The sequence below is a fragment of the Streptomyces sp. SudanB5_2050 genome (genome assembly GCF_964272335.1).
Classification (GTDB): Bacteria; Actinomycetota; Actinomycetes; order Streptomycetales; family Streptomycetaceae; genus Streptomyces; species Streptomyces rochei.
In genome coordinates, this window is sequence record NZ_OZ186760.1 from 1762163 (window position 1) to 1786648 (window position 24486).

A 24486-nucleotide genomic window follows, 5' to 3' on the forward strand; every position below is an offset into this window, starting at 1 on the left:
CAGCGACGCCGAGGTCGGCAGTCGAAGGGGACGGAGGCAGTACGTCGATGGCACGGAACATCCAGTCGCTCGAACGGGCGGCCGCGATGCTGCGCCTGCTCGCGGGCGGCGAGCGGCGGCTCGGCCTGTCGGACATCGCCTCGTCGCTGGGACTGGCCAAGGGCACCGCGCACGGCATCCTGCGCACCCTCCAGCAGGAGGGGTTCGTGGAGCAGGACGAGGCGTCCGGGCGCTATCAGCTGGGCGCCGAGCTGCTGCGCCTGGGCACCACCTACCTCGACGTGCACGAGCTGCGGGCACGCGCCCTGGTGTGGACGGACGACCTGGCGCGCTCCAGCGGCGAGAGCGTCCACCTGGGCGTCCTGCACCAGCAGGGCGTCCTGATCGTGCACCACGTCTTCCGCCCCGACGACAGCCGGCAGGTGCTGGAGATCGGCGCCATGCAGCCGCTGCACTCCACCGCGCTGGGCAAGGTGCTGTCGGCGTACGACCCGGTCGCGCACAGCGAGGCGCTGGAGGCCGACCGCAAGGCGTACACCGACCGGACCGTCTGCGAGCCGGACGGCTTCGAGCACGTCCTGGACATCACGCGCGCGCGTGGGTACGCGGCCGACGTCGAGGAGACCTGGGAGGGCATCGCCTCCATCGCCGCCCCCATCCACGACCGCAGGCGCATGCCGGTCGGCGCGGTGGGCATCACCGGGGCCGTGGAGCGGCTGTGCCGGGAGGGCGAGCTGCGCCCCGAGCTGGTCGCGGCGGTCCGGGACTGCGCCCGCGCGGTCTCGCGCGACCTGGGCGCCGGGCGCTTCTGAGACGAGCGGACAGGGGCCGGGACGCCGTACGGCGTCCCGGCCCCCGGCGTTCCACGGGGCGCCGCGGCCCGCGGGCGGCGACCGATAGGCCACGACGATCAATAACGATCGTGCTTTCGATAACACAGCTCTTGACGCACGCGTGACGGCGCGGCGAGACTCGCGTCCATCGGTCGGCATTGTCGAACACCTACCGGCAATACGCGTTAGAGTGTGACAACGCCAAGGGCCGCCATCGCTCTCACACCGAGGGCGCCGGAACACCCGGAGGGACCCGGGGGTTCGGCTTCCCCTGGACGAAGGACAAAGGAGTCGCGGGTGTCCAGCTCCGACATCTTCATCGGCGAGACCATCGGTACCGCCATACTCATCCTGCTCGGCGGCGGTGTCTGTGCCGCCGTGACGCTCAAGGCCTCCAAGGCCCGCAACGCCGGCTGGCTCGCCATCGCCTTCGGGTGGGGCTTCGCGGTCATGACGGCGGCGTACATATCGGGTCCGCTCTCCGGCGCCCACCTCAACCCCGCCGTGACGGTCGGCATCGCGATCAAGGACGGCGACTGGAGCAACACGCCGACCTACTTCGCCGGTCAGTTCCTGGGCGCCATGATCGGCGCGGTCCTGGTCTGGATCGCCTACTACGGCCAGTTCCAGGCCCACCTCACCGACCGGGAGATCGTCGGCGGCCCCGGCGCGCAGGACACGGCCACGGCCAAGTCGGTCGAGGCTCAGGAGAAGGGCGCCGGCCCGGTCCTGGGCATCTTCTCCACCGGCCCGGAGATCCGGCACACGGTCCAGAACCTCGCCACCGAGATCATCGGCACCTTCGTCCTGCTGCTCGCCATCCTGACCCAGGGTCTGAACGACGCGGGCAACGGCCTCGGCGTCCTGGGCGCCCTGATCACCTCGTTCGTGGTGGTCTCCATCGGCCTGTCGCTCGGCGGCCCGACGGGCTACGCGATCAACCCGGTCCGCGACCTCGGCCCGCGCATCGTGCACGCCCTGCTCCCGCTGCCCAACAAGGGCGGCTCCGACTGGGCCTACGCCTGGATCCCGGTCGTCGGTCCGCTGATCGGCGGTGCGATCGCCGGAGGTGTCTACAACGTCGCGTTCGCCTGAGCGGTCCCCCGCTCGGCCATCATCGAGCCGCAGCACACGCGCCGTACGCACCGGCCACCCCACCACGGAAACCCAGGAGCACACAGTGACCGACGCCCACACCGCCGGACCCTTCATCGCCGCGATCGACCAGGGCACGACCTCCTCGCGCTGCATCGTCTTCGACCGCGACGGGCGCATCGTCTCCGTCGACCAGAAGGAGCACGAGCAGATCTTCCCCAAGCCGGGCTGGGTCGAGCACGACGCGACCGAGATCTGGACCAACGTCCAGGAGGTCGTCGCCGGCGCCGTCGAGAAGGCGGGCATCACCCGCGACGACATCAAGGCCATCGGCATCACCAACCAGCGCGAGACCACGCTGGTCTGGGACAAGAACACCGGTGAGCCCGTCCACAACGCCATCGTCTGGCAGGACACCCGCACCGACGCCCTCTGCCGCGAGCTGGGCCGCAACGTCGGCCAGGACCGCTTCCGCCGCGAGACCGGCCTCCCCCTCGCCTCCTACTTCGCCGGGCCCAAGGCCCGCTGGCTGCTCGACAACGTCGACGGTCTGCGCGAGCGCGCCGAGGCGGGCGACCTGCTCTTCGGCACCATGGACACCTGGGTCATCTGGAACCTGACGGGCGGGGTCGACGGCGGCAAGCACGTCACCGACGTCACCAACGCCTCCCGCACCATGCTGATGAACCTGCACACCATGCAGTGGGACGAGCGGATCGCCGAGTCGATCGGCGTGCCGACCCAGATGCTCCCGGAGATCCGCTCCTCCGCCGAGGTCTACGGCGAGATCCGGGGCGGCCGGCTCGGCGAGCTGCTCGGCGGCATCCCCGTCGCCTCCGCGCTCGGCGACCAGCAGGCGGCCCTGTTCGGCCAGACCTGCTTCTCCGAGGGCGAGACCAAGTCGACGTACGGCACCGGCACCTTCATGGTGATGAACACCGGTGACAAGATCATCAACTCCTACTCGGGCCTGCTGACCACGGTCGGCTACAAGATCGGCGACCAGGACACGGTCTACGCCCTGGAGGGCTCGATCGCCGTCACCGGTTCGCTGGTGCAGTGGATGCGCGACCAGATGGGCCTGATCTCCACCGCCGCCGAGATCGAGACCCTCGCCCTGACGGTCGAGGACAACGGCGGCGCCTACTTCGTCCCGGCCTTCTCCGGCCTGTTCGCCCCGTACTGGCGCTCCGACGCCCGCGGTGTGATCGCCGGCCTGACCCGGTACGTCACCAAGGCGCACCTCGCGCGCGCCGTGCTGGAGGCCACCGCCTGGCAGACCCGCGAGATCGCGGACGCCATGACGAAGGACTCCGGTGTGGAGCTGACCGCCCTCAAGGTCGACGGCGGCATGACCTCCAACAACCTGCTGATGCAGACCCTCGCCGACTTCGTGGACGCTCCCGTGGTGCGCCCGATGGTCGCCGAGACCACCTGCCTCGGCGCCGCCTACGCCGCCGGCCTGGCCGTCGGTTTCTGGAACAGCACCGACGACCTGCGCGCCAACTGGCGCCGGGCCGCCGAGTGGACCCCCCGCATGGACGCGGAGACCCGCGACCGTGAGTACAAGAGCTGGCTCAAGGCCGTCGAGCGGACCATGGGCTGGATCGCCGACGAAAGCTGACGAGGAGTAAGAACCACCATGACCACGCAGTCCACCCTGCAGTCCGTGCCTGCCCTGGGGACGCACCCGGCCTCCGGCTCGAACCCGAGCCGAGCCGAGACCCGTGAGCAGCTCTCCAAGGCGTCGTACGACCTTCTCGTGATCGGTGGCGGCATCCTGGGCATCTCCACCGCCTGGCACGCCGCGCAGTCCGGCCTCAGGGTGGCCGTGGTCGACGCCGGCGACTTCGCCGGCGCCACCTCCTCCGCCTCCTCCAAGCTGCTCCACGGCGGTCTGCGCTACCTGCAGACCGGCGCGGTGAAGCTGGTGGCCGAGAACCACTTCGAGCGCCGTGCGGTCTCCCGCCAGGTGGCCCCCCACCTGGCCAACCCGCTCACCTTCTACCTCCCCGTGTACAAGGGCGGGCCGCACGGCGCGGCGAAGCTCGGCGCCGGTGTCTTCGCGTACTCGGCGCTCTCCGCCTTCGGTGACGGCGTCGGCCACCTGCTCTCCCCGGCCAAGGCCGCGCAGGACGTGCCGGAGCTGCGCACCGACAACCTCAAGGCCGTGGCCGTGTACGGCGACGACCAGATGAACGACGCCCGCATGGCCCTGATGACGGTCCGCGCGGCGGTCGACTCGGGCGCGGTCGTCCTCAACCACGCCGAGGTCACCGGCCTGCGCTTCACCAAGGGCCGGGTGACCGGCGCCGAGCTGAAGGACCGGCTCTCCGGCGACGAGTTCGGCGTGAACGCCCGCCTGGTGCTCAACGCCACCGGCCCCTGGGTCGACCACCTGCGCCGCATGGAGGACCCGAACGCGGCGCCCTCCATCCGCCTGTCCAAGGGCGCGCACCTGGTGCTCAAGCGCACCGCGCCCTGGAAGGCCGCGCTGGCGACGCCGATCGACAAGTACCGCATCACCTTCGCCCTCCCCTGGGAGGACATGCTGCTGCTCGGCACGACCGACGAGGAGTTCGAGGGCGACCCGGCGGACGTCGCGGTCAACGACAAGGACATAGCGCAGATCCTCGACGAGGCCGCGTTCTCCATCCGCGACCAGCAGCTCGACCGGGACCTGATCACGTACTCCTTCGCGGGTCTGCGCGTGCTGCCGGGCGGCCCCGGGGACACCGCGAAGGCCAAGCGCGAGACGGTCGTCACCGAGGGCCGGGGCGGCATGCTGTCCGTCGCGGGCGGCAAGTGGACCACCTTCCGCCACATCGGCCGTACCGTCATGAAGAAGCTGGAGGCGCTGCCGGGCCACCCGCTCGGTGACGACTTCGAGCCGATCTCCTCGCTGCCGAAGAAGCTGCCGCTGCCCGGTGTCGCCAACCCGCGCGCGGTCGCGCACCGCCTGCTGGTGGACGGTCCCGCCCCGGGGCCGCGCATGGCCGCGGACACCGCCAAGCACCTGGCCACGCACTACGGTTCGCTGGCCTTCGACATCGCCCGGATCGCCAACGAGTCCCCGGAACTGGCCGAGCGCGTCCACCCGGACGCCCCGGAGATCTGGGCGCAGGTCGTGTGGGCGCGCGACCACGAGTGGGCCCAGACGCCGGACGACGTGCTGCGCCGCCGCACCACGCTGACGATCCGCGGCCTGGCCACGGACGAGGTCCGCGCGAAGGTGCAGGACCTGCTCGACAAGAAGTAGGCCCCGCCGCCCCGTTCCCGCCCGGTCCCGACCCCGCCGGGGCCGGGCGCGGTCGCTCCGTGACGCCGGCGGGCCTTCGGACGGCCGCGAAGAGGACGCTCCCCGGACACCGTCCGGTCAGGGTGTCCGACCCGCGGGAACGGGGCAGTGATCCGTTCACTCCCCCGTGCACGGGGGCTGCGGGCGGCCCCTCGGCACGCCGTAAGGTTGGGGGGTACGCGAGGGCACGTCGGAAGGAGGCACTGGGTGATCGAGCTCGAGGGGGTTCCCGAGCTGGTCGACCCGGTCATGGTGGCCGCGTTCGAGGGCTGGAACGACGCCGGCGACGCCGCCTCCACCGCGGTCGCGCATCTCGACCGCGAGTGGAAGGGCGAGGTGTTCGCGGCGCTGGACGCGGAGGACTACTACGACTTCCAGGTCAACCGGCCCACGGTGTTCATGGAGGACGGCGTCCGCAAGATCACCTGGCCGACGACCCGGTTGTCGGTGGTCCGGGTGGGCGGCGACAAACCGCGCGACCTGGTCCTGGTCCGCGGCATCGAACCGTCCATGCGCTGGCGCTCGTTCTGCAACGAGCTGCTCGGCTTCGCCCACGAGCTGGGCGTGGAGCTGGTGGTCGTCCTGGGCGCCCTGCTGGGTGACACCCCGCACACCCGTCCGGTGCCGATCAGCGGGACCACGTCGGACGCCGACCTGGCCCGACGCATGGACCTGGAGGAGACCAAGTACGAGGGTCCCACGGGCATCGTCGGCATCCTCCAGGAGGCGTGCACCCACGCGGGCGTACCGGCCGTGTCGCTGTGGGCGGCGGTGCCGCACTACGTGTCGCAGCCGCCCAACCCGAAGGCGACGCTGGCCCTGCTGAACCGGCTGGAGGACCTGATCGACGTGCGCATCCCGCTGGGCGAGCTACCCGAGGACGCGCGCGCCTGGCAGGTGGGCGTGGACCAGCTGGCCGCCGAGGACAGCGAGGTCGCCGAGTACGTCCAGTCGCTGGAGGAGGCCCGGGACACCGCGGAGCTGCCGGAGGCGTCGGGCGAGGCGATCGCCCGCGAGTTCGAGCGGTACCTGCGCCGCCGGGACGGGTCCGGACCGGGCCAGCCGGGCGGGCACGCCACGGCGGACGGCGACACGACTCCGGGGACGCCGTACCTGCGGGACAATCCGAGCGGGCGGACGCGTCCGCCGAGGCCGCCGAAGGCGGGCGGGGACGACGAGGAGTCGTCGGAGGACTGACCTGACCGACCTGCGCGAGAGGGGCGCTTCCCGACCGGGAAGCGCCCCTCCGCCGTATGCCCCGGTGCCTACAGGGCGACGCCGAGCAGTGCGTCGACGGCGCGGGACACCACGCCGGGTGCGCCGGTGTCGGTGCCGCCGGTCTCCTGCTGGAGCGCGGCCCAGCGGTCCACGGCCTCGAGCGCCGCCGGGGAGTCCAGGTCCTCGGCGAGGGCCGCGCGGATCTCCTCGACCAGGGCCTCGGCGGGCGGACCGTCGGGCCGGGAGACGGCGGCGCGCCAGCGGTCCAGCCGGGCGAGGGCGTCCTGGAGCACCTGGTCGGTCCACTCCCAGTCGGAGCGGTAGTGGTGGGCGAGGAGGGTGAGCCGGATGGCGGCGGGATCGACGCCCTCGCGACGCAGCTGCGACACGAAGACCAGGTTGCCCTTGGACTTGGACATCTTCTCGCCGTCCAGCCCGACCATGCCGGCGTGGACGTACGCCTTGGCCATGGGGAACTCACCGGTGAGGGCCTGGGCGTGCGAGGCGCCCATCTCGTGGTGCGGGAAGGCGAGGTCCGAGCCGCCGCCCTGGACGTCGAAGCCCATGCCGAGGTGGTCGAGGGCGATGGCCACGCACTCGATGTGCCAGCCGGGGCGCCCGCGGCCGAGCGAGCCGCCGTCCCAGCTGGGCTCGCCCTCGCGGGCGGCCATCCACAGCATCGGGTCGAGCGGGTTCTTCTTGCCCGGCCGGTCCGGGTCGCCGCCCCGCTCGGCGGAGAGCAGCCGCATGGCGGCGGCGTCCAGGTGGGAGACCTGGCCGAAGTGCGGGTCGGACTCGACCGAGAAGTAGATGTCGCCCTCGAGCTCGTAGGCCGCGCCGGCGTCGCGCAGCCGCTCGACGAGCGGGACGATCCCGGGTATGGCCTCGACGGCGCCTATGTAGTGCCGGGGCGGCAGCATCCGCAGCGCCGTCATGTCCTCGCGGAAGAGGGCGGTCTCCTTCTCGGCGAGGGCGGTCCAGTCGACGCCGTCGCGCACGGCCCGCTCCAGCAGCGGATCGTCGACGTCGGTGACGTTCTGGACGTAATGGACCTGCCGCTTGGTGTCGAGCCACACGCGCTGCACGAGGTCGAACGCGTTGTAGGTCGCCGCGTGCCCCATGTGGGTGGCGTCGTACGGCGTGATGCCGCAGACGTAGATGCGGGCGACGGGACCGGGGTCGAGGGTGACCAGGCCTCCGGTCGCGGTGTCGTGGATCCTCAGGTCGCGGCCCTGACCAGGCAGGGCGGGGACCTCGGAAGCGGGCCAGGCATGCATGTCATGAGCCTAACCGGACGGATGTTCCGTACACGAACCGGACCGGGCCGGATGGCCGGTAGCGCGCTCTTGCGCGTCACGGGCCGGTGTGCCTGCGCGGCCCCCTCTGAGGGGCCGGGGCCCCCGCTCTCCCCCGTCGGCACCCCGGGCCCGACCGGGCGGGGCGCTGACCGGAGGTCCCACCGGCCGGAGAGCCCGCCCGGCGTTGGGGGGCCCGACGGCGGCGGCCCGAGAACGGGGTGTTGGCCCTCGGCCCGGGGGTGGCGGACCTAAGTCGGGGTGTCGGGCCCCGGTCGGGGCGGGGGCGGGGCGGTCGGGGGCCGCGGCTGCCGGGCTGTTACACCGGCGGCCAGGGGATGGCCGGCCACTCGCCGCCCGGTTCCGGGTGCTTGCCGGACTCGATGAGGGAGGCGACGCGTGCGCGCGTGGCGTCGAGTTCGGCGGGGGTGATGAGCGCGCCGAGCCGGGTGGCCAGGGTCCCGCCGTCCTTCAGCGCCTCCCTGAGGCCGTCGAGCACGGCCAGGGCCTCCCCCGTGAGGGGCTCGCCCGCCCAGCCCCACAGCAGGGTGCGCAGCTTGTCCTCGGCGTGGAAGGTGACGCCGTGGTCGATGCCGTACAGCCGCTCACCGGCGGCGGGCAGGAGGTGGCCGCCCTTGCGGTCGGCGTTGTTGATCACGGCGTCCAGGACGGCGAGCCGCCGCAGCCGCTCGTCGTCGGCGTGCACCAGCAGCGCGGTGCGGCCCTCGCCGACCTCGGCCAGGGCGACCGCCTTCCAGCCGGGGCCCGGTTCCTCGGTGTCCACCAGGGCGAGCAGGTCCGTCTCCGGAACCGTCTCGATCCACAGCTGGACCATGCCCTCGCCGTAGGGCCCGTCGCGCAGGACCGTGGGCGGGACCAGGCCCCAGCCGGTCGCCTCGGACACCTCGTAGGCGGCCACCTCGCGCTGGGCGAGGGTGCCGTCGGGGAAGTCCCACAGGGGCCGCTCCCCGGCGACCGGCTTGTAGACGCAGGCGACCTCCCGACCCTGGTGGGTCACCGTGCAGTACAGCGCCGCGTTGGAGGCGTCACGGATGCGTCCGCGCACGGTCAGTTCGCCCAGGGCGAGCAGGTCGGCGGTCGCCGCGTCGGTCGTCACGCTCCGCGGCGGTATCCGTTCTGGCGCGGACATACGTGTCCTTCCGGGTCGAGCGGGAGGCTGCACAGCGGGCAGGGCGGCCGCCCGGCGTTGACGACGTCGAGGGCGCGCTTGGCGAAGGCCCTGGCCTGCGCGCCGGTGAGGCGGACGCGGAGCATCGGCGGGCCGTTCTCCTCGTCCTGGAGCAGCCGCTCCTCGGCCTCCGCCAGGTCCTCCTCGGACTCGGCGTCCAGCTCCACCAGGGCCTGGGCCTCGACGATCATGCGCTGGTCCTCACCGTCCCAGGCCAGCGCCATGGTCCCGACCCGGAACTCCTCCTCGACGGGGGTGTCCAGGGGGGCCGTGTCGGCGGGCTCGGTGGGGGCCATGGCGGGGACGGCGGTGCTGCCGCCGCTGCGCCGGACGACCTCGTCGAGGAGCTCGTCCATGCGCTCGGCGAGCGCCGCCACCTGGGTCTTCTCCAGGGCCACGCTGGTCACCCGGGAGCCGGCGGAAGCCTGGAGGAAGAAGGTACGGCGCCCGGGCAGTCCGACCGTGCCGGCCACGAAACGTTCCGGTTGGTCGTAGAGGAACACCTGACGGGACACGTCCTGTCTCCATGGGAAGTCGTGAGCACTGGGCTGGTGGAGTCGGTCACTGCTGCGACCGCTTCACCCTACTGCGGCCGACGATCACGGTGCGCCCGCACCGCCCCCGACGGTGGCCTCGTCGCCCGGCGGCTCCTCGCGGGGGGCCAGCGAGGCGAAGTCACCGGTGTCGCCGAGGCGCACCAGGAACGGGCGCAGCCGGGTGTAGCGGATCGCGGTGACGGAGCAGGGTTCGACGGAGATCCGCTGGAAGAGGTCGAGGTGGAGGCCCAGCGCCTCCGCGACGAGGGACTTGATGATGTCGCCGTGGGAGCACATGAGGTACACGGCGTCGGCACCGTGGTCGCGCTCCACGCGCGCGTTCCACTCGCGGACCGCCTCGGCGGCGCGGGTCTGCATGGCGCGCATCGACTCGCCGCCGGGGAACGCGGCGGCGGAGGGGTGCGCCTGCACCACCTCCATCAGGGGCTCGTCCTTCAGCTCGGCGAGCTTGCGGCCGGACCAGTCGCCGTAGTGGCACTCCCCGATGCGTTCGTCGGTGTGCGCCCGGAGTCCGGGCCGGGCGTCGAGCAGCGGCCGGATCGTCTCCTGGCAGCGCTGGAGGGGGCTGGTGACGATCTCGGAGAGGGGCAGGTCGGCGAGCCGCCCGGGCAGCGCGGCGGCCTGGGCGGCCCCGCGCTCGTCGAGGGCGACGCCGGGCGTCCAGCCGGCGAGCAGCCCCTCGGTGTTGGCGGTGGAACGTCCGTGCCTGACCAGGATCAGCGTGGGCATGCGGACAGGGTAGGCATACGACCCGGTGCGTGGGCGCCGGGACGAAGGGAGAATGCGTTCGGTGATCGTCGACTGCGCCATCTACCGGGACGGGCACCGCACGGACGGGCCCGAGGACTTCTCCGACGCGCTCGGCGAGGCGCGAGCGGAGGGCGGCTTCGTCTGGATCGGGTTGCACGAGCCGTCCCCGGAGGAGTTCGACCTGGTCACCGAGGAGTTCGGGCTGCATCCGCTGGCGGTGGAGGACGCCCTGAAGGCGCACCAGCGGCCGAAGCTGGAGGTCTACGAGGACTCCCTCTTCGCCGTCCTGAAACCGGTGGTGTACGAGCCGGAGAGCGACGCGGTGTCCACCGGCGAACTCATGATCTTCCTGGGCGACGCGTTCGTGGTCGTCGTCCGGCACGGCGAGGGCTCCCCGCTGGGGGCCGTGCGGCAGCGTCTGGAACACGAGCCCGAGCTGCTCGGCAAGGGCCCGACCTCGGTGCTGTACGCGATAGCGGACGCCGCCGTCGACCACTACCTGGACGTCGCGGCGGAGTTGCAGAACGACCTGGAGGAGCTGGAGGCGGAGGTCTTCTCGCCGGACGGCGGCGGCTCGCGGCACACCGCGTCCCGGATCTACAACTTCAAGCGGCAGATCCTGGAGTTCCGCCGGGCGACCGGCCCCCTGGCGCCGCCGCTGGCCCGGCTGGCCGGGACGGGGGCCTTCGGCGCCGCGGTGCCCTTCGTGAACGACAAGGCACGCCCCTTCTTCCGGGACGTCAGCGACCACCTCGCGCGCGTCAACGAGTCGGTGGAGGGCCTGGACCGGCTGGTGTCGGACATCCTGTCGGCACATCTGGCGCAGACGAGCGTCCGGCAGAACGACGACATGCGGAAGATCTCCGCATGGGCGGCCATGGCCGCGGTCCCCACGATGGTCGCGGGGGTCTACGGCATGAACTTCGAGCACATGCCGGAACTGCGCTGGGTGTGGGGGTACCCGGCGGTGATCGCGCTGATGGCCGGACTGGAGGTGCTGCTGTTCCGGCTGTTCAAGCGCCGCGGCTGGCTGTGACCGGGCCTCAGGCGACCTCGGGGGCGGCGGTGGCCGGTCCGCCGAGGGCGTCGCGGCGTTCGGGGGCGCGCAGCGTCACCATGCGGCGCCAGCCGACCAGCCGCTCGTAGGCGTACACCGCGTGGATGCCCGCGGCGAGCAGCGCGGACCTGGCGCGGGACCAGCCGAGGAGGCGCCCCATGCGGGCCATCACGCCGAGGCTGACGTCCCGGTGGACGCGGATCTCGGCGAGCGCGCACTCCCGCAGCGTCGCCCGGATGTACGGGCCGTGACCGGCGGCGGCGTAGCGCAGCAGCTCCTCGTGCGAGTAGGCGAGGTGGTTGTCCTCGTCCGCCGAGATCATCCGGACCGCCCGGCCGAGGTCGGGGTCGTCCCCGAAGTGCTTGAGGAGCATCGCCATCTGCTCGGCCGCGCGCTGCTCGGTGACCCGGCTGTGCGCCAGGTAGGTGATGATGTCCCGCACCGTGAGGGGCTGGTCGGCCTTGAGCTTGTCGTGGGCGAGGCCGATGCCGTGCCGCTCCAGAAGCATGGTGTAGTCGGTCTCCGGCGGGACCTCGACGGGTTCGAGGCCGCGCTTCTTCAGCAGGGCGTTGAAGATCCGCCCGTGCTTGTCCTCGTCCGCCCCGTGCCGGGTGATCTTGGGGGCGAGGGGGCGCTCGCTCTCCGGCACCAGCGCCGCGATGCGGGCGTTCTCCCAGCCGCCCTGCGACTCACCGCTGGCCGCGATGGAGCAGAAGAGGCGGAACGACTCGTCGTTGTCGAGGATCTCCTGGAACAGACTCTTGGCCGAAAGCATCGGGGCACCTCTCTGCCGCTGCGAGGACGCGCGGGTTCCGCGGACTCCGCACTCCACATACTCCGCAAAGAACGAGTCAAGTGCGGGACCCGCGAAGCGGCAACAGGTAAGGCGGCCAACTCAGCCAAAAGAAGGACGACGGGGAACAGGAGGAGGCGTAACCCCTCGCCTGCGGGCGCGTTGTTCCTCGTGACGGCCGTGGCGGGGAAGACCCCCCGAGCCCCCACCACGGCCGCTGAACTCCCCGGAAGCCCTACGCCAGTCCGGCGCGCTCCAGGGCCTCGGTACCGGCGCGCAGCGCGGCGATCCGCTCGTCCAGGGTGAAGCCCGCCGGGGCGAGGGTCAGGGTGGTGACGCCGGCGGCGGCGTAGGCCTTCATCCGGTCCGCGATGCGGTCGACGGAGCCGAGCAGGGTGGTCTGGTCGATCAGCTCGTGCGGTACGGCCGCGGCGGCGCCCTCCTTGTCGCCGGACAGGTACTTTTCCTGGATCTCGGCGGCCTCGGCCTCGTAGCCCATGCGCCCGGCGAGCTGGTTGTAGAAGTTCTGCTTGCGGCTGCCCATGCCGCCGACGTAGAGCGCGGTGTAGGGGCGGAAGGTGTCGGCGAGCGCGGTGACGTCCTTGTCGTCGCCCAGGGCGAGCGGCAGCGTCGGGCAGACGTCGAAGCCGTCGAGGCTCTTGCCGGCCTTCTCGCGCCCGGCGCGCAGGTGCTTGACCGCGGTCTCCTCCAGGTGGTCGGCGGAGGGGAAGATCAGCAGGGCGCCGTCGGCGATCTCGCCGGTCTGCTCCAGGTTCTTCGGGCCGATCGCGGCGATGTACAGCGGGATGTGCTCGCGCTGCGGGTGCACGGTCAGCTTAATCGGCTTGCCGGGGCCGCCGGGCAGCGGCAGCGTCCAGTGCTGTCCCTCGTAGGAGAGCCGTTCCCGGGTCATCGCCCTGCGCACGATCTCGACGTACTCGCGGGTGCGGGCCAGCGGCTTGTCGAACTTGACGCCGTACCAGCCCTCGGAGACCTGCGGGCCGGAGACGCCGAGGCCGAGGCGGAAACGACCCTGGGAGAGGGAGTCCAGGGTGGCGGCCGTCATCGCGGTCATCGCGGGCTGGCGGGCCGGGATCTGGAAGATGGCCGAGCCCACGTCGATGCGCTCGGTCTGGGCGGCGACCCAGGTGAGCACGGTGGCCGCGTCGGAGCCGTAGGCCTCGGCGGCCCAGCAGACGGCGTAGCCGAGCCGGTCGGCCTCCTGGGCGACGGCCAGGTTGTCCGCGTCCATTCCGGCACCCCAGTAGCCGAGGTTGATCCCGAGCTGCATGGCCGATTCCCCTTACCGATCAGTAACGTGTTCTGTGCCCCGACCTTAGCGCGGCGATTCGGTTGTCCACAGGCCCCCACAGCGCAAGCCGTGGCCAGTAATGTCGGCGTTCATGGAGCAGAGGCATCTCGGCCGCACCGGCCTGCGCGTGTCCCGCATCGGTCTCGGCACCCTGACCTGGGGACGGGACACCGACGAGCACGACGCCGCGGACCTCCTGAAAACCTTCTGGGAGGCCGGCGGCACCCTCGTCGACACGGCGGACGTGTACGGCGACGGGGAAGCCGAGTACCTGCTGGGGCGGTTGATGGAGGGCCTGGTGCCGCGCCGCGACCTGGTGATCTCGACCAAGGCGGGCAGCGTGCCGGACCTCGACCGCCGGTTCGACGGCTCGCGGGCCCACCTGCTCTCCGCGCTGGACGCCTCGCTGGCCCGGCTCGGCACGGACCACGTCGACGTGTGGCACCTGCACGCCTTCGACCCGGACACGCCCCTGGAGGAGACGCTGCACGCGCTGGACGTGGCGGTGAGCAGCGGCCGGGCCCGGTACGCGGGGGTGTCCAACTTCTGCGGCTGGCAGCTGGCCAAGGCGGCGACCTGGCAACTGGCGGCGCCGGGGGTGCGGAACCGGCTGGCGAGCACGCAGATGGAGTACTCGCTGCTGCAGCGGGGCATCGAGCGCGAGGTGCTGCCGGCCGCCCTGGACCTGGGCATCGGCCTGCTGCCCTCGTCGCCGCTGGGCCGCGGGGTCCTCACCGGCAAGTACCGCAAGGACGCGACTCCGCCCGACTCGCGGGGCGCCTCGGAGCACCTGGCTCCGTTCGTCGCGCCCTACCTGGACGACACGGCCGGGCACATCGTGGACGCGGTGGCGACGGCGGCCGACGGGCTCGCGGTGACGCCGCTCCAGGTGGCGCTGGCGTGGGTGCGGGACCGGCCCGGCGTGGTCGCCCCGATCGTCGGCGCGCGCAACGCGCGGCAGCTCACGGCGGCGTTGTCAGTGGAGACCCTTAGTCTTCCTGACGAGATCTGCCGGGCGCTCGACGACGTGTCGGCGCCGGTGCACCGCTATCCCGATCACGACTGGAGCACGCTGTGAGCACGGAGCCCGAGCCCGCCCACGAGGACACCGCGGCCGCCGTGGACGCCGGGCCGGAGACCCCGGGCGCCACGAGCGGGCCCGCGCCGGGCGCCGCCGGTGCGGCGGACGAGGGCCGGGCCGGGGCGTCCGACGGGACCGCCCGGACCGCGGGTTCCCCGGCCGCCGACGCGGATCCGGGGCCCCTCGGCCGGGAGGCCGACGGCGAGGACGGTGAGTCGTCCGGTGAGGCGTCCGGCGACAGCTCCGGTGAGACGCCCGGCGGGCAGCCGGAGAGCGCCGGCGCGGAAGGCGACGCCGCGCCCGCCCAGGTGTCCGAGGCCGAGGCCGAGCTGGCGGCGCAGCGGCTCGAGCGGGAGCGGATCGCGCGCCGGAAGGCGGAGAAGCAGGGCCCGATCGAGGCCGGGGGCAAGCTCAGCGGCACGGCGGCCGATCTGCTCGCCGCCGTCCGGGCCGTGGAGAGCGGTGAGAAGCCCGCGGCCACGGTCTTCGCCGAGCCCGCTCCCGCGCCGCGCCGCGCCGCCCCCGAGCCGGCCCGGCCGCCCCGTCCGGTGGCGGCCGAGCGGGCCGCGGGACCCGTCGGGCCCGCACCGGAGGCCGTGCAGGCCGTGCGCCGCGTACTGGCCGAGGGCGGCGCCCCGGAGGCGCTCGCGCCCCAGGCCGCCGCACTGCTCGGAGAGGGCGCGGAGGACGCCCTGCGCGCCGACCCCTGGCGGCTGCTGCGCGTCGGCGGAGTGCGTCCGGAGCAGGCCGACGGTTTCGCCCGGGCCCTGCTCGGCGCGGCGTGCGGCCCGGACGACGAGCGCCGCGGGCGGGCGGTCACGGTGTGGCTGCTGGAGCAGGCGGCCCTGGCCGGTCACACGGCCCTGGAGCTGCCGCTGCTGACGGCGGCGCTGGCCGAACGCGGCGTGCCGGACCCGGACGCCGCCGTGCAGAGCGCGCTCGCCGAGGGCGAGGCGCTGGCCTTCCAGGACGCGCTGGAGGAGCCGGGCGCCCGCCCGGGGAGCGCGCCGGGCGCCAGCGGCACGGCAGCCGGGGCCGACGGGCCCAGCGGTGCGGAAGCCGCGGAGGAGGACGAGGAGCGCCCGGTCCGGGTGCTGATCGGTCTGGAGCGGTTCGCACTCGCCGAGGAGAGCCTCGCCGACGGCCTGGCCCGCCTGGTCAACTCCACTCCCAAGCAGGACGGCTCCGCCGCCGACTGGGAGCGGGCCGCCGACGCCGCGCGGGGCGCCGCCGCCGACCTCGTCCGGGCCGTCGCGGGCCACGGACTGGTCCTGCACACCGGGGGCGAGGCGTCGCTCGCCGAGCCGGCCGCCCTGCTGCGCGCCGCGCGGGCCCTCGGGCTGCGCGCCTGGGCCGCAGCGCCCGGTGTGCTGGGCCGGGACCGTTTCACCGCCCTGGCGGGCGGCGCCCCGTCCGCGCCCGGCACCCCGGACCCCGGCGGGCCGCCCGCCCCGGAGGACTCCGACTCCGCCGGTCCCGCGCCCGCCGTCACGGTGGCGGGGCTGCTCGCCGGTACGGAGGGGCCGGGCCGGGACGCCGACGGCGCGCTCGACCTGGACCTGCTCGTCGTGCTCGACGCACCGCACCTGGACGTCGAGGCGGGAGCCCTGCTGGTGGAGTCCCTGCCGGACGGCGCACGGCTGGTGCTGGCCGGCGACCCGTCGGTGCTGTGGTCCGTGGGGCCGGGGCGGGTCTTCGCGGATCTGCTGGCGGCGCGGATCTGCCCGCAGGTCGCCTCCCGGCTCCCGGACCCCGGCCCGCTCGGCGAGCTGGTCTCCGGCATCGGCATCGGCGAGCTGGGCCAGGTGGAGGCGCCCGGCAAGGAGGTCGTGATCGTGCCGGTGCGGGACGCGGGCGAGGCCGTGCACCGCACCGTCCAGCTCGTCGCGGACTCCGTGCCGCGCGCGATCGGCGTACCGCCCGAGGACACCCAAGTGATCACGCCGGGCCACGGCGGCGCGGTGGGCACCCGGGCGCTCAACGCGGCGCTGAAGCAGCGGCTGAATCCGGGACCCGGCCGCTTCGGCGGCTTCGACCCCGGCGACCGCGTCGTCCACTCCCCCGTGCCGGGCCGGGTGCTGCCGGGCCGGGTGGTGACGGCCGACGCCGACGGGCTGCACCTGTCGTGCGCGGGCGAGGACGTCGTCGTGCCGCCGGAGCTGGTGGAGCGGACCGTGCGGCACGGATGGGCGCTGACCGCGCACCAGGCGATGGGCGGCCGGTGGCCCGCGGTGGTCGTGGTCCTGCCCGGTGACGCCGTGCGGGCCCTCAGCCGCCCCTGGATCTACACGGCGTTCGGCCGGGCCGCCCGTCACCTCTCCGTCGTCCAGGGCGTGGAGCAGGCGCTGCCCCGTGCCGTGGCCGAGGTCCCCGCCAAGCCGCGCACGACCCGGCTGCCGGTGCTGCTCGCACCCCAGGTGCCGACCGACTGACCGACCGGTTGACCGCCGCCGTCCCGGCCGGCCGGGACGGCGGCGGCGGTCGACGGGGAGTGCCCGTCGACCGCCGCTACGGCCGTTCCGTCCGCCGCGGCTCACGGCCCTCGGCGGTCCACCCCCAGCCGCTCCGGCTCGCCGTCCCCGTCCGCGTCGAGGTCCTCTTCCTCAAGGTCTTCCTCGACGTCTTCCTCCAGCTCCTCTTCCTCGAAGTCCGCGTCCTCGAGGTCGTCGTCGAACTCGTCGTCGAAGACGGCACTGACGTCGAAGCGGCAGACCACCCGCTGCGGATCGACCTGTTCGAACGGGGCTTCCAGCCACTCCCCCGGCTCGGCCGCCTCGTCCGCGGCCGTCACCCAGAGCGTGGAGTCGCCCTCCTCCAGGCCGAACTCCTTGTGCCGGGACGCGATCTCGTCCGGCTCGAACTCGCCGAACAGAAGGCCCAGGGCACCGTGCACCGTGCCGGAGGACGCCACGCCCTCCCCCTCCTCGTCCGCCGCCTCGACCCGCCGTGCCTGGGCCATCAGCCGCTGCGGCTCGGCCACGGCGTAGTCGCGGCGGATCAGCACGCTCAACGCGCTCGGTTCCTCGGGGCCCGTGTACGGCGGCAGGGAGTCGTCCGCGCCGGGGATCTCGAAGGGGGTCACCTCGTCGTAGCGGTCGTAGAGCAGTTCGTCGTACGCCTCCGCGGCCGCGGCCAGCTGGTTGAACGCGTCGTAGACGGCCGGGTCGTCCTCCCCCGACCGGCGTTCGACCGCGGCCAGGTGGCGGTCGAGCGCGGTCTTGACCGCCTCGGCGGCGGCGCGTACCTCGGCAGCGGTGGGCTGCGCAGCATCAGACATAGTGCAGACGCTATCCGTACCGGGCCCCAGCCCGCACAATAGATTCGATGCCGGAATACGAATTTGTCGACGTGTACGTGCCGCGCGGGGTTTCCCGCAAGGAGACGACGCGTCTGCTGACCGACCACGCCGAGTACGGACACTGGGAGTTGTACCGTCTGAGCCTGCTGCGCGACGGCAGCCGCAGGGTGCGGCTGCGGCGGCGGATCATCCGCCAGGTACGCGCCACCTGGTGAGCCGGGTGACCTGGCTCGACCGGGCACGGGTGACGGAGACGGAGCGGGCCCCGCCGTGCGGGGCCCGCCGTGCGTGCGGGTGGGCCGACGCCCTCCCGCCCGGTCCGCCTCACGCCGAGGCGCGCGCCTTGCGGTAGAGCACCGTGCCCGCCAGCAGCGCGCCCGCACCCACCGGGAGGGCCAGGCCGAGCGGCAGGCCGCTGCCCGTTTCCGCCAGCTGAGCGTCGCCCTGGGGCTGGGCGACGTTCTGGGTGCCCGGCTGGTTGCCGCCCGTGGAGCCTCCCGGAGTCTCCTCACCGGGGTCACTCGGCTCACTCGGCTCACCCGGGTTCCCAGGCTCACCAGGCTCACCGGGATCACCAGGCTCACCGGGGTCACCGGGCTCGCCCGGCGGCGTCTCGTGGCCGTCGTCGGGCGGCGTCGAGTGATCCCCGCCACCTCCGTTGCCGCAGTCGTTGCCGGTGGCCGGGTTGAGGGCGCCGACGACGTCGACGCTGTTGCCGCACACGTTCACCGGTACGTGGACCGGGACCTGCACATGGTTGCCGGAGCCCACCCCGGGCGAGTCGGTGGCGTGCCCGTCGGCGTGCGAGCCCGAGTGCCCGTCGCCCTGCCCCGCGGAGCCGTCGTGCCCGCCGGAGGCCCCGCCGCCCTGATTGGCGCAGGAGTTGCCCATCGCCGGATTGAGGACGCCGATGACGTCGACCGTGTTGCCGCAGACGTTCACCGGCACGTGCACCGGCGCCTGCACGGTGTTGCCGGACAGTACGCCGGGCGAGTTCGAACCGGAGCCGTGCGCCCCGGAGTCCGCGTGGGCGGCGCCGCCCGCGGCGGCGATCACGCCGGTGGCCGCCGCCATCGTCATCAGGCCCTTGCGGGTGACCTGTCGCATTTCCTGAATCCCTGCCTTGCCCTAGTCCCGTGACACCGAGAATGCCGAGAATTCCTACGTTGCCGTGGTCCCGCGCCCGAGAGCACCGAAGAGCGTCGGCCCCGGAGCGCATGGCGCGCGCTCCGGGGCCGGCGGACTCAGGCCCTCACGGGGCGAGACACAACGTCACTTGTTGACGCAGACGTTGCCGAAGGCGGGGTTCAGCAGGCCGATCACGGAGATCGTGTTGCCGCAGACGTTCACCGGCACGTGAACGGGCACCTGAACGACGTTGCCGGAGAGGACGCCGGGCGAGTGCACGGCGGCACCCTGGGCGCCGGAGTCGGCGACGGCCATGCCGGCACCCGCGAGAACCAGACCACCGGTGGCGGCAGCGGCGGCGACGACCTTCTTGAGCATTGTTCCTCCTAGTTGGCAATAAGCGACCCAGGTTGCTGATCGCATCACCTGTAACGAGGAGGGAGTAATGAGGCTACGAGCTTATGAGCGCATTCACCCTTCCCGGTCGCACCCCGCACGCGCGACCGAATAGGACCTCGTCCGTGCCGCGGCGCCGGCCCCGGCGCCGCGTACGCGTCGTCAGGAGGCGTCGATGAAGCGGTCCAGCACCCGCACGCCGAATCGCAGGCCCTCCACCGGCACCCGCTCGTCCACCCCGTGGAACATGCCCGCGAAGTCCAGCTCCGGCGGCAGCTTGAGCGGCGCGAAGCCGAAGCCCCGGATGCCGAGATCGTCGAAGGACTTGGCGTCGGTCCCGCCGGAGAGCATGTACGGGATCGCCTTCGCCGCCGGGTCCTCGGCCACCAGGGCGGACTGCATCGCGTCGACCAGCGCCCCGTCGAAGGTGGTCTCGACGGCCTTGTCGGCGTGCACGTCCTCGCGCCGCACCCGCGGTCCGAGAATCCGGTCGAGGTCGGCGAGGAACTCCTCCTCGTACCCGGGCAGGAAGCGGCCGTCGACGTGCGCGGTGGCCTCGCCGGGGATGACGTTGACCTTGTAACCCGCGCCCAGTTGGGTCGGGTTGGCGGTGTTACTCAGCGTCGCGCCGATAAGCTTGGCGATGCCGCCGAGCTTGGCGAGCGTCCCCTCCATGTTCTCCGGGTCCAGCTCGGTGCCGAGCGCGTCGCCCAGTTCGTCGAGGAAGGCCCGGGTCGTCTTGGTGACGCGGACGGGGAACTTGTGCCGGCCGAGGCGGGCGACGGCCTCGGACAGCTCGGTGATGGCGTTGTCGCGGTGGATCATGGAGCCGTGGCCCGCCGTGCCGGCCACGGTCAGCTTCATCCAGTGCATGCCCTTCTCGGCCGTCTGGATCAGGTACAGGCGGCGCTGCTCGCTCACGGTGAAGGAGAAGCCGCCCACCTCGCTGATCGCCTCGGTGACGCCCTCGAAGAGGTCGGGGTGGTGGTCGACGAGGTGACGGGCGCCGTACGTACCGCCGGCCTCCTCGTCGGCGAGGAAGGCCAGCACGATGTCCCGCGGGGGCTTGCGTCCGCTGCGCAGCCGGTCGCGGACGACCGCGAGGGTCATCGCGTCCATGTCCTTCATGTCGACGGCCCCGCGGCCCCACACGCACCCGTCGGCGATCTCACCGGAGAAGGGGTGGTGGGTCCAGTCGTCCGCGTTGGCCGGGACCACGTCGGTGTGGCCGTGGATGAGCAGCGCCGGCCGGGACGGGTCCTCGCCCTCGATCCGGGCCACCGTGGAGGCGCGTCCGGGGTGGGACTCGAAGATCCGCGGTTCGAGTCCCACCTCGGCGAGCTTCTCCGCGACGTACTCGGCCGCCTTGCGCTCACCCGGTCCCGAGTGATCGCCGTAGTTGCTGGTGTCGATCCTGATCAGCTCGCGGCAGAGGTCGACGACCTCGTCCTCGCCGGTGACGCTCCTGGCCGTGCCCGAGTCGCTCACGTGCTTCCTCCCGCGGTCGCTGCTGAAGTCACTGCTGGTGTCAGTGCCGGTCGGTCCCCCTCATCCTCCCCCCGCCGACCGTCCGCGCCCAAGGAGGGGGTGATCGGCCACCCCGGAAAGCCTGGTAATGTTTACGTCGTCGCCGCGGGCAACGCCCCGCACGACAGACACCTTGTCCGGGTGGCGGAATGGCAGACGCGCTAGCTTGAGGTGCTAGTGCCCTTTATCGGGCGTGGGGGTTCAAGTCCCCCCTCGGACACCAGCTGAGACCCCTGCGGAGCAGGGGTCTTCCGCTTTTTCCGGCGGTGCGCCCAGCGGGCACAATGGCGGCCATGACCACGCGTACCTGCCCCTGCGGCCTGCCCGAGCCGTACGACTCGTGCTGCGGCCGCTTCCACGCGGGCGCCTCGTCCGCGCCGACCGCCGAGGCCCTGATGCGCTCCCGGTACAGCGCCTTCGTCCAGGGGGACGCGGGCTACCTGCTGCGCACCTGGCACCCCCGGACCCGGCCCGCCCGCCTGGAGCTGGACCCGGGCATGCGCTGGACCGGCCTGGAGATCCTGGACACGACCCAGGGGACGGCGTTCCACACCACGGGGACGGTGACCTTCCGCGCCTCCTACCGCGGCGGCTCGCTGCACGAGCGGAGCCGTTTCGAGCGCGTCGACGGGGCGTGGGTGTACGTGGACGGGGAGTTCTCCGAGTAGTCCCGTCAGGGCGCCAGGATGTCCAGTTCCTGCAGCGCGCCCACCGTGATCTCCCGGGTCAGCCGCTCGGCGCGCTCGGCGTCCCGGGCACGGACCGCCTCGGCGACCTGGACGTGCAGGGTGACGGCGGCCGGGTCCGGGTCCTCGAACATCACGTCGTGGTGCGTGCGGCCGGCCAGCACCTCGGCGACGACGCCGCCGAGGCGGGCGAACATCTCGTTGCCGGACGCCGTGAGGATGACGCGGTGGAAGGCCACGTCGTGGAAGAGGTACTCCTCCAGCCGGTGACCGCTCGAGTTGGCGACCATGCCGAGCGCGCACTCGGTCAGCTCGGCGCACTGCTCCGGGGTGGCGAGGCGCGCGGCCAGACCCGCGGCCACCGGCTCGACCGCCGACCGCAGCACGGTCAGCGAGCGGAGCTGCCGCGGGCGCTCGGAGCCGGCCAGGCGCCAGCGGATGACCTGCGGGTCGTAGACGTTCCACTCGCACTCGGGCAGCACGGTCACGCCCACGCGGCGGCGCGACTCGACCAGGTGCATCGACTCCAGCACCCGCACGGCCTCGCGCATCACCGAGCGTGACACCTCGAAGCGCTGTGCGAGCTCGTCCGTGCGCAGCACGCTGCCCGCGGGGTATTCGCCCGCTGTGATCGCGGGGCCGAGGGTGTCCAGTACGCGGCCGTGCAGCCCCCGGCCCGGTGTGCTCATGCACTCAGAGTACGGGGCAGGTCACGGGAACAAAAAGTCAGACTTATATGTCACAGACTCTTGAATTCGTCGTACCTAATGGGTTTCAGTTGCGTCGACATCACGTGTCGACGAAGACAGCAGACAGCGAGAGTGCGATGCAGCGACTGCACACCCCCCATGTCGTCGTGGTCATGGGCGTAGCGGGCACCGGGAAGACCACCATCGGTCCCCTGCTCGCGGCCCGGCTCGGCGTTCCCTACGCCGAGGGCGACGACTTCCACCCGCCGGCCAACATCGCCAAGATGACGGCCGGGACCCCGCTCACCGACGAGGACCGCTGGCCCTGGCTGGACGCCATCGGCGGCTGGGCGCACGGGCGGGCGGGCCTGGGTGGGGTGGTGAGCAGTTCGGCGCTCAAGCGGTCGTACCGCGACCGGCTGCGTGCGGCCGCTCCCGGTGTCGTCTTCGTCCATCTCACGGGCAGCCGCGAGCTGATCGAGGACCGGATGTCGCACCGGCAGGGCCACTTCATGCCGACGGCCCTGCTCGACTCCCAGTTCGCCACGCTCCAGCCCCTGGAGCGGGACGAGGCGGGGGTCGCGGTGGACGTCTCCGGCACCCCGGAGGAGATCACCGAACGGGCCGTGAACGCCCTGGCGGAGCTCTCCCCGACGACCCGGTAGCCCCCGTCCCCACCCCTCCCCCGAGGTCGTGCCGCCCTCCACGGACACGGCCCCGCCCCTCCCCCGACTCCCCATCACCGCAAGGGAACCACCGTGACCAGACTCAGCGTCGAGATGCTGGCAGCGGACACCGTCGAGCCCATCACCTCGGCCGGCCACGCCCAGCTGGGCATCGCCGTGCTCCTGGGCATCGCCGTCATCGTTCTGCTCATCACCAAGTTCAAGCTGCACGCCTTCCTGTCGCTGACCATCGGGTCACTGGCGCTCGGCGCCTTCGCCGGGGCACCGCTCGACAAGGTCATCACCAGCTTCACCGGCGGACTCGGCTCCACCGTCGCGGGCGTCGGCGTCCTGATCGCCCTCGGCGCGATCCTGGGCAAGATGCTCGCCGACTCCGGCGGCGCGGACCAGATCGTCGACACCATCCTGGCCAAGGCGACCCCCCGGTCGATGCCGTGGACGATGGTGCTGATCGCCTCCGTGATCGGTCTGCCGCTCTTCTTCGAGGTCGGCATCGTGCTGCTGATCCCGGTCGTCCTGATGGTCGCCAAGCGCGGCAACTACTCCCTGATGCGCATCGGCATCCCGGCGCTGGCCGGTCTGTCCGTGATGCACGGCCTGGTCCCGCCGCACCCCGGTCCGCTGGTCGCGATCGACGCGCTCGGCGCCAACCTCGGTGTGACGCTCGCGCTGGGCGTCCTGATCGCCATCCCGACGGTGATCATCGCCGGTCCGGTGTTCTCCAAGTACGCGGCCCGCTGGGTGGACGTGCCGGCCCCCGACCGCATGATCCCGCAGCGTGCCTCCGAGGAGCTGGAGAAGCGCCCCGGCTTCGGCGCCACCCTGGCGACGATCCTGCTGCCGGTCGTGCTGATGCTGGCCAAGGCGCTCGTCGACATCGTCGTGGACGACCCGGACAACGTGGTGCAGCGCGCCTTCGACGTCATCGGCAACCCGCTGATCGCCCTGCTCGCCGCCGTGATCGTCGGCATCTTCACGCTGCTGCGCCCGGCCGGCTTCGGCAAGGACCGCCTCTCCGGCCTGGTCGAGAAGGGCCTCGCGCCCATCGCGGGCATCCTGCTGATCGTCGGCGCGGGCGGCGGCTTCAAGCAGACGCTGATCGACTCCGGCGTCGGCCAGATGATCCTGGAGATCTCCGAGGACTGGTCGATCCCGGCCCTGCTGCTGGCCTGGCTGATCGCGGTGGCGATCCGGCTGGCGACCGGTTCGGCGACCGTGGCGACCGTCTCGGCGGCCGGTCTGGTGGCGCCGCTGGCGGCCGACATGTCGACGACCCACGCGGCCCTGCTGGTCCTGGCCATCGGCGCCGGATCGCTCTTCTTCAGCCATGTCAACGACGCCGGCTTCTGGCTGGTGAAGGAGTACTTCGGCCTGAACGTCGGCCAGACCGTCAAGACCTGGTCCGTCATGGAGACGATCATCTCGGTGGTCGCCGGCGCCCTGGTCCTGCTCCTCTCACTGGTCATCTAGGGGTACGGGCGTTCCGCCGCACGCGGGCCCGGCGGCGAGCAGCCGCAGCGCGCCGCCGAACCCGTCGTCGAAGGACGCGGGTTCGGCGGCGCGGTGGTGCCGGAGGCGGAGTCGGCGTGCGCGCCGGT

Annotated in this window: 23 protein-coding genes and 1 tRNA gene; 13 read left to right on the top strand and 11 right to left on the bottom strand. The window is 72.7% G+C overall.

Going from position 1 to position 24486, the window contains the following annotated elements; genetic code table 11:
• The first annotated feature begins 47 nt into the window (after nt 1-47).
• The 5 genes from ACFZP7_RS07805 to parJ all read left to right on the top strand — a co-directional run bounded on the left by ACFZP7_RS07805 (nt 48) and on the right by parJ (nt 6423).
• Nucleotides 48-812 (top strand): IclR family transcriptional regulator, encoded by a 765-nt coding sequence (locus ACFZP7_RS07805; RefSeq protein ID WP_019325241.1) that lies wholly within the window; start codon nt 48-50, stop codon nt 810-812.
• Between the two features lie 318 nt (nt 813-1130).
• Nucleotides 1131-1928, top strand: a complete 798-nt coding sequence (locus ACFZP7_RS07810; RefSeq protein ID WP_019325242.1) for an MIP/aquaporin family protein — start codon at nt 1131-1133, stop codon at nt 1926-1928.
• Between the two features lie 85 nt (nt 1929-2013).
• On the top strand, nt 2014-3552 hold the full coding sequence (glpK, locus tag ACFZP7_RS07815) for a glycerol kinase GlpK (protein WP_019325243.1): 1539 nt from the start codon (nt 2014-2016) through the stop codon (nt 3550-3552).
• 18 nt (nt 3553-3570) lie between these two features.
• Entirely contained in the window at nt 3571-5187 is a 1617-nt protein-coding gene (locus ACFZP7_RS07820) for a glycerol-3-phosphate dehydrogenase/oxidase (protein ID WP_030974806.1), read from the top strand.
• Between the two features lie 246 nt (nt 5188-5433).
• Nucleotides 5434-6423, top strand: coding sequence for a filament polymerization regulator ParJ (parJ, locus tag ACFZP7_RS07825; protein WP_019325245.1), 990 nt, complete (start codon nt 5434-5436; stop codon nt 6421-6423).
• 68 nt (nt 6424-6491) lie between these two features.
• Here the strand turns inward: parJ and mshC are convergent, their stop codons facing one another.
• The 4 genes from mshC to ACFZP7_RS07845 all read right to left on the bottom strand — a co-directional run bounded on the left by mshC (nt 6492) and on the right by ACFZP7_RS07845 (nt 10214).
• On the bottom strand, nt 6492-7721 hold the full coding sequence (gene mshC, locus ACFZP7_RS07830; protein ID WP_355519381.1) for a cysteine--1-D-myo-inosityl 2-amino-2-deoxy-alpha-D-glucopyranoside ligase: 1230 nt from the start codon (nt 7719-7721) through the stop codon (nt 6492-6494).
• 337 nt (nt 7722-8058) lie between these two features.
• A complete protein-coding gene (locus ACFZP7_RS07835) occupies nt 8059-8889 on the bottom strand; it encodes an SCO1664 family protein (protein ID WP_175437948.1) in 831 nt (276 codons plus the stop codon).
• On the bottom strand, nt 8853-9443 hold the full coding sequence (locus ACFZP7_RS07840) for a DUF3090 domain-containing protein (protein ID WP_019325248.1): 591 nt from the start codon (nt 9441-9443) through the stop codon (nt 8853-8855). The genes ACFZP7_RS07835 and ACFZP7_RS07840 overlap by 37 nt, the downstream gene beginning before the upstream one ends.
• Before the next feature lie 84 nt (nt 9444-9527).
• Nucleotides 9528-10214: a histidine phosphatase family protein gene (locus ACFZP7_RS07845; RefSeq protein ID WP_019325249.1), complete on the bottom strand. Its 687-nt coding sequence runs from the start codon at nt 10212-10214 to the stop codon at nt 9528-9530.
• A gap of 61 nt (nt 10215-10275) precedes the next feature.
• On the opposite strand from ACFZP7_RS07845, the gene corA reads away from it, so the two are divergent.
• A complete protein-coding gene (gene corA, locus ACFZP7_RS07850; RefSeq protein WP_031016678.1) occupies nt 10276-11271 on the top strand; it encodes a magnesium/cobalt transporter CorA in 996 nt (331 codons plus the stop codon).
• Between the two features lie 7 nt (nt 11272-11278).
• On the opposite strand, the gene ACFZP7_RS07855 is transcribed toward corA, so the two are convergent.
• Both ACFZP7_RS07855 and ACFZP7_RS07860 read right to left on the bottom strand, forming a co-directional pair.
• Nucleotides 11279-12067, bottom strand: coding sequence for a hypothetical protein (locus ACFZP7_RS07855; RefSeq protein WP_030974812.1), 789 nt, complete (start codon nt 12065-12067; stop codon nt 11279-11281).
• A 253-nt stretch (nt 12068-12320) separates the two neighbouring features.
• A complete protein-coding gene (locus ACFZP7_RS07860; RefSeq protein WP_031016680.1) occupies nt 12321-13376 on the bottom strand; it encodes an LLM class F420-dependent oxidoreductase in 1056 nt (351 codons plus the stop codon).
• Between the two features lie 112 nt (nt 13377-13488).
• On the opposite strand from ACFZP7_RS07860, the gene ACFZP7_RS07865 reads away from it, so the two are divergent.
• Nucleotides 13489-14475 carry an aldo/keto reductase gene (locus tag ACFZP7_RS07865; protein ID WP_385634127.1) on the top strand — a complete coding sequence of 329 codons (987 nt, stop codon included), beginning with the start codon at nt 13489-13491 and terminating at the stop codon, nt 14473-14475.
• Nucleotides 14472-16910: a helix-hairpin-helix domain-containing protein gene (locus tag ACFZP7_RS07870; RefSeq protein WP_385634128.1), complete on the top strand. Its 2439-nt coding sequence runs from the start codon at nt 14472-14474 to the stop codon at nt 16908-16910. Before ACFZP7_RS07865 ends, ACFZP7_RS07870 begins: the two co-directional genes overlap by 4 nt.
• A gap of 101 nt (nt 16911-17011) precedes the next feature.
• Here ACFZP7_RS07870 and ACFZP7_RS07875 read toward each other — a convergent pair whose 3' ends face one another.
• Nucleotides 17012-17755 (bottom strand): hypothetical protein, encoded by a 744-nt coding sequence (locus ACFZP7_RS07875; RefSeq protein WP_385634129.1) that lies wholly within the window; start codon nt 17753-17755, stop codon nt 17012-17014.
• Between the two features lie 47 nt (nt 17756-17802).
• Here ACFZP7_RS07875 and ACFZP7_RS07880 point away from each other — a divergent pair, with 47 nt between their 5' ends.
• Entirely contained in the window at nt 17803-17991 is a 189-nt protein-coding gene (locus ACFZP7_RS07880; protein WP_027758838.1) for a DUF5703 family protein, read from the top strand.
• Nucleotides 17992-18100: 109 nt separating this feature from the next.
• Here the strand turns inward: ACFZP7_RS07880 and ACFZP7_RS07885 are convergent, their stop codons facing one another.
• The 3 genes from ACFZP7_RS07885 to ACFZP7_RS07895 all read right to left on the bottom strand — a co-directional run bounded on the left by ACFZP7_RS07885 (nt 18101) and on the right by ACFZP7_RS07895 (nt 20788).
• Nucleotides 18101-18883: a chaplin family protein gene (locus ACFZP7_RS07885; RefSeq protein ID WP_385634130.1), complete on the bottom strand. Its 783-nt coding sequence runs from the start codon at nt 18881-18883 to the stop codon at nt 18101-18103.
• A 165-nt stretch (nt 18884-19048) separates the two neighbouring features.
• Entirely contained in the window at nt 19049-19282 is a 234-nt protein-coding gene (gene chpH / locus ACFZP7_RS07890) for a chaplin ChpH (RefSeq protein ID WP_019325258.1), read from the bottom strand.
• A 180-nt stretch (nt 19283-19462) separates the two neighbouring features.
• Nucleotides 19463-20788 carry a M20/M25/M40 family metallo-hydrolase gene (locus ACFZP7_RS07895; RefSeq protein ID WP_019325259.1) on the bottom strand — a complete coding sequence of 442 codons (1326 nt, stop codon included), beginning with the start codon at nt 20786-20788 and terminating at the stop codon, nt 19463-19465.
• Between the two features lie 174 nt (nt 20789-20962).
• On the opposite strand from ACFZP7_RS07895, the gene ACFZP7_RS07900 reads away from it, so the two are divergent.
• Nucleotides 20963-21050: transfer RNA gene (locus tag ACFZP7_RS07900), tRNA-Leu, on the top strand.
• A gap of 70 nt (nt 21051-21120) precedes the next feature.
• Nucleotides 21121-21495, top strand: coding sequence for a YchJ family protein (locus ACFZP7_RS07905; protein ID WP_078494838.1), 375 nt, complete (start codon nt 21121-21123; stop codon nt 21493-21495).
• Between the two features lie 5 nt (nt 21496-21500).
• Here ACFZP7_RS07905 and ACFZP7_RS07910 read toward each other — a convergent pair whose 3' ends face one another.
• Complete coding sequence (locus tag ACFZP7_RS07910) at nt 21501-22202, bottom strand: FadR/GntR family transcriptional regulator (RefSeq protein WP_019325261.1); 702 nt, start codon at nt 22200-22202, stop codon at nt 21501-21503.
• Nucleotides 22203-22339: 137 nt separating this feature from the next.
• Between ACFZP7_RS07910 and ACFZP7_RS07915 the strand changes: the two genes are divergently transcribed.
• A complete protein-coding gene (locus ACFZP7_RS07915; RefSeq protein WP_019325262.1) occupies nt 22340-22867 on the top strand; it encodes a gluconokinase in 528 nt (175 codons plus the stop codon).
• A 93-nt stretch (nt 22868-22960) separates the two neighbouring features.
• A complete protein-coding gene (locus ACFZP7_RS07920; RefSeq protein WP_019325263.1) occupies nt 22961-24358 on the top strand; it encodes a GntP family permease in 1398 nt (465 codons plus the stop codon).
• Nucleotides 24359-24486 lie beyond the last annotated feature (128 nt).

What these genes read in the sequence shown, in the direction of transcription:
- ACFZP7_RS07865 (WP_385634127.1), top strand. Translation starts at nt 13,489, where the DNA reads ATGGAGCAGAGGCATCTCGGCCGCACCGGCCTGCGCGTGTCCCGCATC.
- ACFZP7_RS07835 (WP_175437948.1), bottom strand. Translation starts at nt 8,889, where the DNA reads ATGTCCGCGCCAGAACGGATACCGCCGCGGAGCGTGACGACCGACGCG.
- ACFZP7_RS07820 (WP_030974806.1), top strand. Translation starts at nt 3,571, where the DNA reads ATGACCACGCAGTCCACCCTGCAGTCCGTGCCTGCCCTGGGGACGCAC.
- ACFZP7_RS07855 (WP_030974812.1), bottom strand. Translation starts at nt 12,067, where the DNA reads ATGCTTTCGGCCAAGAGTCTGTTCCAGGAGATCCTCGACAACGACGAG.
- chpH (WP_019325258.1), bottom strand. Translation starts at nt 19,282, where the DNA reads ATGCTCAAGAAGGTCGTCGCCGCCGCTGCCGCCACCGGTGGTCTGGTT.
- ACFZP7_RS07860 (WP_031016680.1), bottom strand. Translation starts at nt 13,376, where the DNA reads ATGCAGCTCGGGATCAACCTCGGCTACTGGGGTGCCGGAATGGACGCG.
- ACFZP7_RS07845 (WP_019325249.1), bottom strand. Translation starts at nt 10,214, where the DNA reads ATGCCCACGCTGATCCTGGTCAGGCACGGACGTTCCACCGCCAACACC.
- ACFZP7_RS07905 (WP_078494838.1), top strand. Translation starts at nt 21,121, where the DNA reads ATGACCACGCGTACCTGCCCCTGCGGCCTGCCCGAGCCGTACGACTCG.
- ACFZP7_RS07910 (WP_019325261.1), bottom strand. Translation starts at nt 22,202, where the DNA reads ATGAGCACACCGGGCCGGGGGCTGCACGGCCGCGTACTGGACACCCTC.
- ACFZP7_RS07805 (WP_019325241.1), top strand. Translation starts at nt 48, where the DNA reads ATGGCACGGAACATCCAGTCGCTCGAACGGGCGGCCGCGATGCTGCGC.
- mshC (WP_355519381.1), bottom strand. Translation starts at nt 7,721, where the DNA reads ATGCATGCCTGGCCCGCTTCCGAGGTCCCCGCCCTGCCTGGTCAGGGC.
- ACFZP7_RS07915 (WP_019325262.1), top strand. Translation starts at nt 22,340, where the DNA reads ATGCAGCGACTGCACACCCCCCATGTCGTCGTGGTCATGGGCGTAGCG.
- ACFZP7_RS07885 (WP_385634130.1), bottom strand. Translation starts at nt 18,883, where the DNA reads ATGCGACAGGTCACCCGCAAGGGCCTGATGACGATGGCGGCGGCCACC.
- ACFZP7_RS07880 (WP_027758838.1), top strand. Translation starts at nt 17,803, where the DNA reads ATGCCGGAATACGAATTTGTCGACGTGTACGTGCCGCGCGGGGTTTCC.
- ACFZP7_RS07875 (WP_385634129.1), bottom strand. Translation starts at nt 17,755, where the DNA reads ATGTCTGATGCTGCGCAGCCCACCGCTGCCGAGGTACGCGCCGCCGCC.